This is a genomic window from Parachlamydia sp. (assembly GCF_050255895.1).
Classification (GTDB): Bacteria; Chlamydiota; Chlamydiia; order Chlamydiales; family Parachlamydiaceae; genus Parachlamydia; species Parachlamydia acanthamoebae.
Map to the genome: position 1 here is coordinate 1 of NZ_JBFWIR010000092.1, position 8980 is coordinate 8980.

Sequence of the window (8980 nt, forward strand, 5' to 3'; positions counted from 1 at the left end):
GCTGGCCCATACAGTATGTGTAAAATTAAGTATAGAGCAAGAGGGAGAGCCGTTACAATTTGAACGACTCGTTACTGCTTAATTTACATGTGCAGTTTTCCGTTAGGAAAACTTGCACATCGCGTTATCATATTTTGGATTGAAAGGCTTTTGAAACTATAGATAAATTTTAAATGACCTATCCTTTATCCTTCCAGTAGTACCCTTGCTGTTGCAAACCATGAACGAAATAAACTTCTTCAAAGGCTTTTGCAAATAAGGCTTTATCATTGTCCGTGATGAAAATCTGCCATTCTTTCATCTGATGCTTAGTTTTAAACTCGGGTGTTACAGTAATTCCTGATTCGGTAATCAGTTTTAGAAGAAAATTATTTTTAACGATAATTTCTTTTCCTGGTATTAATTCTGCAACCGGCTCAGTTTTAGAAGGACTCATTAAAAGCTTAGTCATACATACTCCTTACATTAAGCAGACCTCAGAATTAATAATCTTCATCGTGTCCCCTTTCCCATGATTCCATTAGATCTCTAATGATTGTTCTAGCACTTCTTGTATCCATATCTTCACGAATTTTTCTTCCCGCCACCATCATCCAGTTAATAGCAGATTCAGGCATTTCTTTCTTTTTCATTTCCATTGCGTATTCTTGCAAAGCTTCTTCTGAAACAAGTGGTTTTAAATTTTGGTTGAATTGCTCGTCTTGAGATATCAAAGCAATATAGTCTAGTTTTAAGGCGTTGCCATATTTGGGCATACAACTATCGTGGTCAATTCCATAGGGTGCATATACATTGCTTCCAGATTCTTTTTTGAACAGAATATTTGCTGAATGACGATCTTCATTAGAAAAGAGCAGATCAAAGATGACTAAGCGGTGCAATCCATCTCGTGAGACAGGGGCATTATCGAGTCTGTCCATATTGATCGCTCCATCTATAAACATTTGAGCAGATCCAGTCCAACCGTTCATTTCCACATAGACTGTTTTGGGAATAGGAAATCGGCCATCGATATTCACCAAGGATGCTGCATGTTCTCTTTCTACAAGCCTGGAGGGATTGCATGTTGCTTCATCTTCAAAAGAAGAAATTTCGGGTTTGAAAATCCATTGTTCTTTACTGTTTGAATCACGCAAAATATACGCATGATTGATATTTTTAGCTTCTAGCGAACCAAGGGCTTGTAGATATTGTCTTGTCCCGATAACAGGAAACGCATCAATTTTTGCATGGATTTCATGGATTTCATTTAAAAACTTTTTAAAGTCTTCAAGATCTGATTGATCTTTCGCATTAAGCCCTCCTTCTAATTTGGATTTCTCCTGAAGTCTGGTCACCTCCCTCTTTATTGCGTCAATACTTTTGGAGTCGATAGTGAAGATATTTTGTACACTCTCTGATGTGATATATTTTGTGGATTCATCTGCTATGCTTGCGCACGCTTTGCCATCCATTGCGATAAGACAATTCCTTAGACTTTGGAAAACATATGCAGGATGTGGCTGAATCAAATTAACATTTTCTAAGCCTTTACCGCTTAAATCTTCTAATGGGGGGGTAAAAAGCAGTTGATGAATATTTTCAATGGCTGCTGTGGAGATAGGATTCGGTGAATTTAGGAGTTCACTCGCACTTTTAAATACAAAATGGATGAGGTCTTCACGTGTTTTAATTATTCCCTCTTTAATTTCTTTTTCCGCATTTTGGCTAATTGTTTCGTCAAATGCTTGGCGAATGTTAGCGATAAGAGGAGTCGTAAAGTGATGATCATCTAATCGTGCCGCCTCCTGTAAATCAGGTGGAGCCTCTATTTTGATTACTTTTTTTACTGGTGATGACGACTCTTCTTCTTTTTCTTTTTGATCGAATTGATCAATTTCACGCTTCCGTTTTTCTTGATCTAAAAAAGCTGATTTCTGCTTCTCAAGACTATTTGAGTCAGGAGAAGCGCTTTGAGAAGGGGAATATCTTGTATCTTCGCTTTTCTGTTTCTCGACTTGGCTTTTATCTGTTGTTTTTTCTACAGAAGAAAGCTGCTGGCCATAGGGAATATAGCCGCCAGAATGTAAGCCTTGTTGTTGTTCCATGGTTTACCTATTCTTTTTGAAGTAAAAATACAAACTGAAAAGAATAAATAATAACTTTATAATAACATAGATTTAATTTTTATAATCAAATTAAAAATTAAAAACGTTGTTTTATATGGAGAACTTGTAGAGTTTGGATGCTAATGGATGGTTTTGAATAAATTTGATAAAAGTAGATCTGCTTAATAAAAATGCAGTTTTAGAAATAAATTTTCCAACGTTATGCCTATAGAGGAAGATCGTTCTAGTGCTTTTCTAGCATCGCTAATGGCTTTTTGCACGTGTTCAATAGATAGTCGATTTCCTTGCTGAATCGATTGCTCGAGTTGATTGTAAGCATCCTTATGAAACAGAAAAGTAGGATCACCTTTGACGCGAATCAGTTCTAGATCTCGATACCAGCTCAGGATAAAATCCAAAAGATGGGTGGTTTCTCGATTTGTTTGCACCGATACAAAACCCTCAATTTCCTTCTCAAGAGATTCTTTTTGAACGGCTGTTAAGTTTTCTAGATGACTAGATAATTCCTGGCGCATCTCCTCTTCCACTTGCTTTTTGGATTGCTCCAATTGGTCGGTTAGTTGACGGACGGTTTCCAAAAGAGCTCCGTAGGAAGAAAATCGACCCGCAGCTAAAAGAGGAAGAAGAATATCTTGGTAATAGGTTTTTTTTTGTGAGCAAAGGCGCGCTGCCTGGACAAAGGATCCTTTTGAAGAGGCTGCAATCGTTTGAGCTTCCTGTTCTGTTTTTTGGAAGTTCTCTTGAACAAATTTAACCAGGTACTTTTTTTCAACTTCTTGAAAATAAATTGTCTGAAAACGAGATCGAATAGTGGGCAGTAGGTTTTCTGGTAGCGAAGTGAGAAGAATAATCACGCAATCCAGAGCAGGTTCTTCAAAAGTTTTTAAAAGGGCATTGGCACTATAGGGGAGCATTCGCTCCGCTTCATGAATAATAAAGACTTTTCGTTTGGCTTGATAGGGAACAAGGTAGATTTCCTCAGTGAGTTGTCGCATCGCATCAATGCTATGCATGCCCAGTTTACCTTCAGGTCGATAGATATGTAAATCCGGATGCGTTTCGGCTTTAACTTGTTTACGTTGATCTGCGGAACCATTTGTTAGGAGAATTTCGGCAAAGGCCTTGGCGAAAAGACTCTTCCCTATTCCCTCGGGTCCTGCAAAAAGGAGGGATTGTCCAATCGCATTTTTTTCGATCATCTTAATCAAATAGTGCTTGATGGGATCATTTCCACAAATGTGAGAGAAATAGGTTTCCAGTATCATAAGCTAAGTAAACGATCAATAGTCGCACGGGCATCGCGCAAAACAAGCTCGGGGGACATGCTTGCATCAATGACATGATAGCGACTGGGGTTTTGATGAATCAGTTTAAAAAAGCCTTGGCGAACGTGCTCATGAAATTCTAACTTTTCGGATTCAATTCGATCGATGGAACCCATGGGAGCATCTTCTTTGGCTGCGTGTCTAGTTCTTGTTAGACCAACGTGTGGATCGATATCTAGGTAAATCGTTAAATCAGGAACTACGTTGCCACACACAAATTTGCATAAATTTTGAACAGCTTCTAGTCCAAGACCGCGAGCGACACCTTGATAAGCAATTGTGGAATCATTAAATCTGTCACACAAAACAATTTTTCCTTTAGTAAGCGAGGGGAGGATAAGTTCCTCAATGTGCTGGGCACGAGCAGCCAAGAAGAGTAGAAGCTCTGCTTTGATGCTAATGGAAGTTTTAGTATTTTGCTGAAGGAGCCATTGCCTGATGGTGTTTCCCAAGGAGGAGCCGCCAGGTTCACGTGTTGATACAACATCATAGCCAAGTTGTTTAAGATCGGCCTCGACTTGTTGAATAAGCGTTGTTTTGCCAGCCCCTTCACCCCCTTCAAAGGTGATGAAACAAGGGCACTTTTTCAGTGTAGTCATATGCATTTTTTGTGGCAATTTAGAAGGCTGCAGAAATAATCTGCAGCCTATCAGTCATTTATTCTTCATTTTCTTCAAAAGGCGTGTCGAGTTCTTCTTCTTCGATTTCCTCTTCTATGACTTCTTCAAAAGCTGGCTCTTCGAGATCTGAGCCTTCTTCTTTCACTAGAGGAGGAGCAGAAGGCTGAGTGTCTACTTTGGCGTTATCCACATCATCGGACACTTCCAACTTTTGGATGGCGACAAGGTAGTCTCCTTCTTTCAAGTTAGCAAGTTTAACACCTTGTGTGTTACGACCCATGACGCGCAGATCCTTCATGGTGATTCGCACAGTTTGACCCTGAGCAGACATCATGACCATGCCATCTTCGTCCGTTACACAAAGAGCACCGACCACATTTCCGTTTCTTTCACTTGTGATGATTGAGCGTACACCTACACCACCTCGGTTTGTTTGGCGGAAATCTTCGACGTTGGAGCGTTTACCAAATCCGTTTTCACAAACAATTAAGATGGTTTCTGTTCCATTGACAGCTTCGCAGCCGACAACATAGTCGGTGTCATCTTTAAGAGTAACCCCTTTTACGCCGCGCGCCGTACGTCCCATCGGCCGTACTTTGCCTTGATCAAAGCGAACAGCCATCCCATGGTAGGTAAATAGCATAATTTGCTGGGAATCAGAGACCAAACGAGCTGTGACGACTTCATCGCCTTCCACAATATCGAGTGCCCAAATCCCTTTTCGTCTTGGATGGCTAAATTCAGAAAGTTCTGTCTTTTTGACAATCCCTTTTTTGGTTGCCATGAGGATATAAGCTTGTTGTTCGAAATTGGAGACACGTAGCACCGTTGCAATTTTCTCATCGGGACGAATATCTTCGAGAAGATTGATTAATGGTTTCCCTTTTGATTTTCGGCCTGTTTCAGGGATTTGCCAAACTTTGAGCCAATAACAACGACCCAGGTTTGTGAAAATCAGGAGGTAATCATGTGTTGAAGCCACATAAAGACCTTTAATTGCATCTTCTTCCCGTTTTAAATGCATACCGGCAATGCCTTGTCCGCCACGGCGTTGTTCGCGGAAGGTGTCAACTGGCATCCGTTTGATGTAGTCATCTTCTGAGATCGTGATGATGACAGACTCGTTGGCAATTAAATCTTCCATGTTCACTTCGCTTTCTGCCGCAATAATCTGTGTTTTACGTCCAGAGCGATGATTCTTTTGAATCTCTAGCAATTCTTCACGGATGATGTCTCGCACCATTGCTTCGCTAGCTAAAACGGCACGCAAATAATCGATTTTTTGAAGCAGTTCACGATATTCTTCATTGATTTTTTCATATTCTAGTCCTGTCAACTGGTAAAGTTTGAGGTCTAGAACTGCGTTGGCTTGTCTTTCTGTTAAGTCAAACCGTTGAATGAGTTCATCACGTGCTTCCTCACGGTTATTGCTTGCTCGAATGACACGCACTACCTCATCCATGTGCTGGATGGCTTTGAGGTAACCTTCCAGAATGTGCGCGCGAGCTTCAGCTTTGTTGAGTTCGAAGCGTGTACGGCGACGAACAACTTCGATGCGGTGATCGACCCAAGCAGCGATAAGTTGCTTGACGTTCATCACTTTTGGCAAGCCTTTGTCTAGGGCAAGCATGTTGCAGCCGAAGGTGATTTGCAGGTCGCTATATTTAAATAACTGGTTAAGAATAACCTCGACAATTTCGCCCCGTTTTAGCTCAATTAGAATACGCATTCCATCTTTATCGGACTCATCGCGTAAATCGGCAATACCTGTGATGGTTTTAGAGTTGATCAGGTCGGCAATCTGTTCAATTAAGCGGGATTTGTTGACGTTGTAGGGGATCTCATCTACGATTAAACGTTGCTTATCCGGATTTTCCTCATTTTCTTCTACACGAATGACCGCGCGCAAAAGCAGGCGTCCACGTCCTGTGTGGAAAGCTTCTTTGATACCACGATATCCGCAAATGATACCGCCAGTTGGGAAGTCTGGAGCTGGCATGACGCCCATGATTTCATCGATCGATACAGCAGGGTTTTGCAAGACGAGCAAAGTTGCTTGAATGAGCTCATTTAAGTTGTGAGGGGGGATATTGGTCGCCATTCCCACTGCAATACCTGAAGAGCCGTTGCATAGCAAATTGGGAAATTTAGCAGGAAAAACAGTCGGTTCTTTTTTGGTTTCATCGTAGTTAGGAACCATCTCGACTGTATTTTTATCTAAATCTTCCATGAGTTGTACGGAAGCATGTGTTAAACGGGCTTCTGTATAACGCATCGCAGCAGGTTGGTCACCATCTACTGATCCGAAGTTTCCCTGTCCGTCGACCAGAGGATAGCGCATAAGCCAGCCTTGAGCCATGCGGACGAGCGTAGGGTAAATGACTTGTTCGCCGTGCGGGTGGTAGTCACCAGATGTATCACCTGAGATTTTGGCGCATTTACGATGCTTCCCTCCGGGGCTTAGATTTAGCTGGCGCATTGCATACAGAATTCGCCTTTGAGAGGGTTTTAAGCCATCGCGTGCATCTGGCAAAGCTCGGGCAATAATCACCGACATGGAATAGCGCAAATAGCTATCTTTCATTTCATCTTCAACATTACGAGGAACGATAATCTCGTTTTCAGTGTAAGACATTACTTCTCCTGGAGTATAACCAATGATTAAACATCTAGATTTTTGACTGATAAGGCGTGCTGTTCAATAAACGCACGTCGAGGTGGTACAGCTTCGCCCATTAGCATTGTAAACATGTGGTCTGCAGCTACCATATCAGGCAGTGTAACGCGTAGAAGGGTACGCTTCTCCGGATCCATTGTTGTTTCCCAGAGTTGATCGGCGTTCATTTCGCCCAAGCCTTTATAACGTTGGATTTCGATCCCTTTTCTTCCATTTTCGCGAATGAAAGCAAGAACTTCTCCTAGTGTGGAAAAAGGTGTGCTTTTTCCTCCATCTTCGATGATGTCCAGTAGATGGCCATCTGCGATGAGATAGTGGTTGAGGTCGAATCCAAAAGAATTTAAGCGACCGACTAGACCTTGCAAAGAGATATCTTCATATAATTCAATGAAATTAAAGCGCGTTGGCCGGAAAGTACGCATCTCTTCTGTAATTTCAGATTCAGGAATGGAAGCGAGTGTTTCTTTGTGGCGTTGTTGCTGTTCTTCTTCATCGTTTTGTTTAAGGACTTCGAATTCTTTGATGGAGTAGGCGAATTGTGAGCCTTTTAATAAGTTCACTTGGAAGCGAGGAAGTCTTCCTTCTTCATTTTTCGAAGCGAGGAATTCTCTAAAGGAAACCCCTTTTCGTTCGATGCGAGAAACAAAAGATTCAACTTCGAGCAATGTACGGATAAGTTCTTGCATTCTTTCTGCATCAAGTTCTGTATCTTTTAGTTTAATTTTGATGTCGCTAAGTCCTAGTTCGAGCATGTAGTCATCCATCTCTTTTTCAGAGTGGATGTAACGGCTCGTCTTTTTACGTGTGACACGATAAAGAGGAGGCTGAGCAATATAAATGTAATTATTTTCAACAAGTCCGGGCATGTGACGATAAAAGAACGTCAGCAAGAGCGTACGAATATGAGATCCATCAACGTCGGCGTCAGTCATGATAATAATTTTATGATAACGCAGTTTATCAATATTAAAACCATCGCGTCCAATTCCACATCCCAGAGCAGCTACCATGGTTCCCACTTCTTGGTTACCTAGGACTTTTTCTAAACGGGCTTTTTCGACGTTTAGAATTTTACCTCGAATGGGGAGGATCGCTTGAAAGCGACGATCTCTTCCAGATTTGGCGGAACCGCCCGCAGAGTCACCTTCAACGATGTAAATTTCGCAAAGAGCGGGATTTTTTTCTTGGCAGTCTGTGAGTTTTCCTGGCAGGCGTGCGCTATCGAGAGCGGATTTTCGCAAAGTGAGCTCACGCGCTTTTCGTGCAGCTTCACGTGCTTGTGCTGCTAACATCGCTTTATCTGCGATAGATCTTGAAATGGCTGGATTTTCATCTAAATAGATCACAAGCTCTTCACCGACGATTTGCTGAACAACAGATCCCACATCGCTATTTCCCAAGCGTTGCTTCGTTTGTCCTTCAAATTGGGGGTTGGCGACTTTAACGGAAATAACAGCCGTTAAACCTTCGCGCATATCCTCGCCCGTGATTGAATATTTATCGCTCTTGAGCAGTCCATGATTTTTGATGTAGGTATTTAAAACGCGTGTTAAAGCAGTCGAAAATCCTGTTAAGTGCGTTCCACCGCTGCGAGTGGCAATGTTGTTAACATAGGAATAAATGTTTTCGTTATAGCCATCATTCCATTGCATGGACACTTCAAATTCAATCGGTCCATCATCACCCTGGCGTGATCCGTGAAAGTAAATGGGCGTCGGAAAAAGGGGTTCTTTATTTTCGTTCAGATAAGAAACGAAAGAGAGCAATCCACCGCTGTAGCAGAAGTTAACGTCATCTTTGTCGGCATCGCGTTCATCATGGAAGTAAATATTGATTCCTTTATTGAGGAATGCAAGCTCTCGCAATCGTTTGGCTAGGATGTCATAATCGAAGGTTGTTACATTCATGATGGTGTCATCAGGAATAAACGTGAGTTTGGTGCCGCGTTTGGTGGTTGTGCCAACAATAGAAAGTGGGCGAACAACTTTTCCTTTAGAAAATTCCATTTCGTAGGTGCTGCCTTGGTTGTAAACCTGGACAACCAATTTCTTGGAAAGGGCGCATACGCAGGATACTCCTACGCCGTGCAATCCACCCGAAACTTTATACGTGTCTTTGTCAAATTTACCACCAGCATGCAAAATGGTCATGACCACTTCGAGGGCAGAGACATCGCGTCCTGGTTTGAGCGATTCTTTTTCGTGTTTTTGGATCGGAATTCCCCGTCCGTTATCTTCAATTGTTGCGGCG

At 41.9% G+C, this 8980-nt stretch carries 6 protein-coding genes; all 6 read right to left on the minus strand.

The features are described from left to right. Positions 1-178: 178 nt before the first annotated feature. On the minus strand, positions 179-451 hold the full coding sequence (locus AB7E63_RS12505) for a hypothetical protein (RefSeq protein WP_006340300.1): 273 nt from the start codon (positions 449-451) through the stop codon (positions 179-181). Positions 452-482: 31 nt separating this feature from the next. Then, on the minus strand, positions 483-2087 hold the full coding sequence (locus AB7E63_RS12510; RefSeq protein ID WP_006340299.1) for a hypothetical protein: 1605 nt from the start codon (positions 2085-2087) through the stop codon (positions 483-485). 182 nt (positions 2088-2269) lie between these two features. Next, a complete protein-coding gene (locus tag AB7E63_RS12515) occupies positions 2270-3373 on the minus strand; it encodes an ATP-binding protein (protein WP_006340298.1) in 1104 nt (367 codons plus the stop codon). Further along, complete coding sequence (gene tmk, locus AB7E63_RS12520; protein WP_036745906.1) at positions 3370-4032, minus strand: dTMP kinase; 663 nt, start codon at positions 4030-4032, stop codon at positions 3370-3372. The genes AB7E63_RS12515 and tmk overlap by 4 nt, the downstream gene beginning before the upstream one ends. Positions 4033-4090: 58 nt before the next feature. Then, positions 4091-6688 (minus strand): DNA topoisomerase (ATP-hydrolyzing) subunit A, encoded by a 2598-nt coding sequence (gene gyrA / locus AB7E63_RS12525; protein WP_006340296.1) that lies wholly within the window; start codon positions 6686-6688, stop codon positions 4091-4093. A gap of 26 nt (positions 6689-6714) precedes the next feature. Next, positions 6715-8980, minus strand: a 2266-nt coding sequence (locus tag AB7E63_RS12530) for a DNA gyrase subunit B (protein WP_428419607.1), incomplete at its 5' end; no start/stop codon positions are given.

Bases quoted from the DNA above. Each gene is read 5' to 3' on its own strand.
- AB7E63_RS12505 (WP_006340300.1), bottom strand. From the start codon at position 451: ATGACTAAGCTTTTAATGAGTCCTTCTAAAACTGAGCCGGTTGCAGAA.
- AB7E63_RS12510 (WP_006340299.1), bottom strand. From the start codon at position 2,087: ATGGAACAACAACAAGGCTTACATTCTGGCGGCTATATTCCCTATGGC.
- AB7E63_RS12515 (WP_006340298.1), bottom strand. From the start codon at position 3,373: ATGATACTGGAAACCTATTTCTCTCACATTTGTGGAAATGATCCCATC.
- tmk (WP_036745906.1), bottom strand. From the start codon at position 4,032: ATGACTACACTGAAAAAGTGCCCTTGTTTCATCACCTTTGAAGGGGGT.
- gyrA (WP_006340296.1), bottom strand. From the start codon at position 6,688: ATGTCTTACACTGAAAACGAGATTATCGTTCCTCGTAATGTTGAAGAT.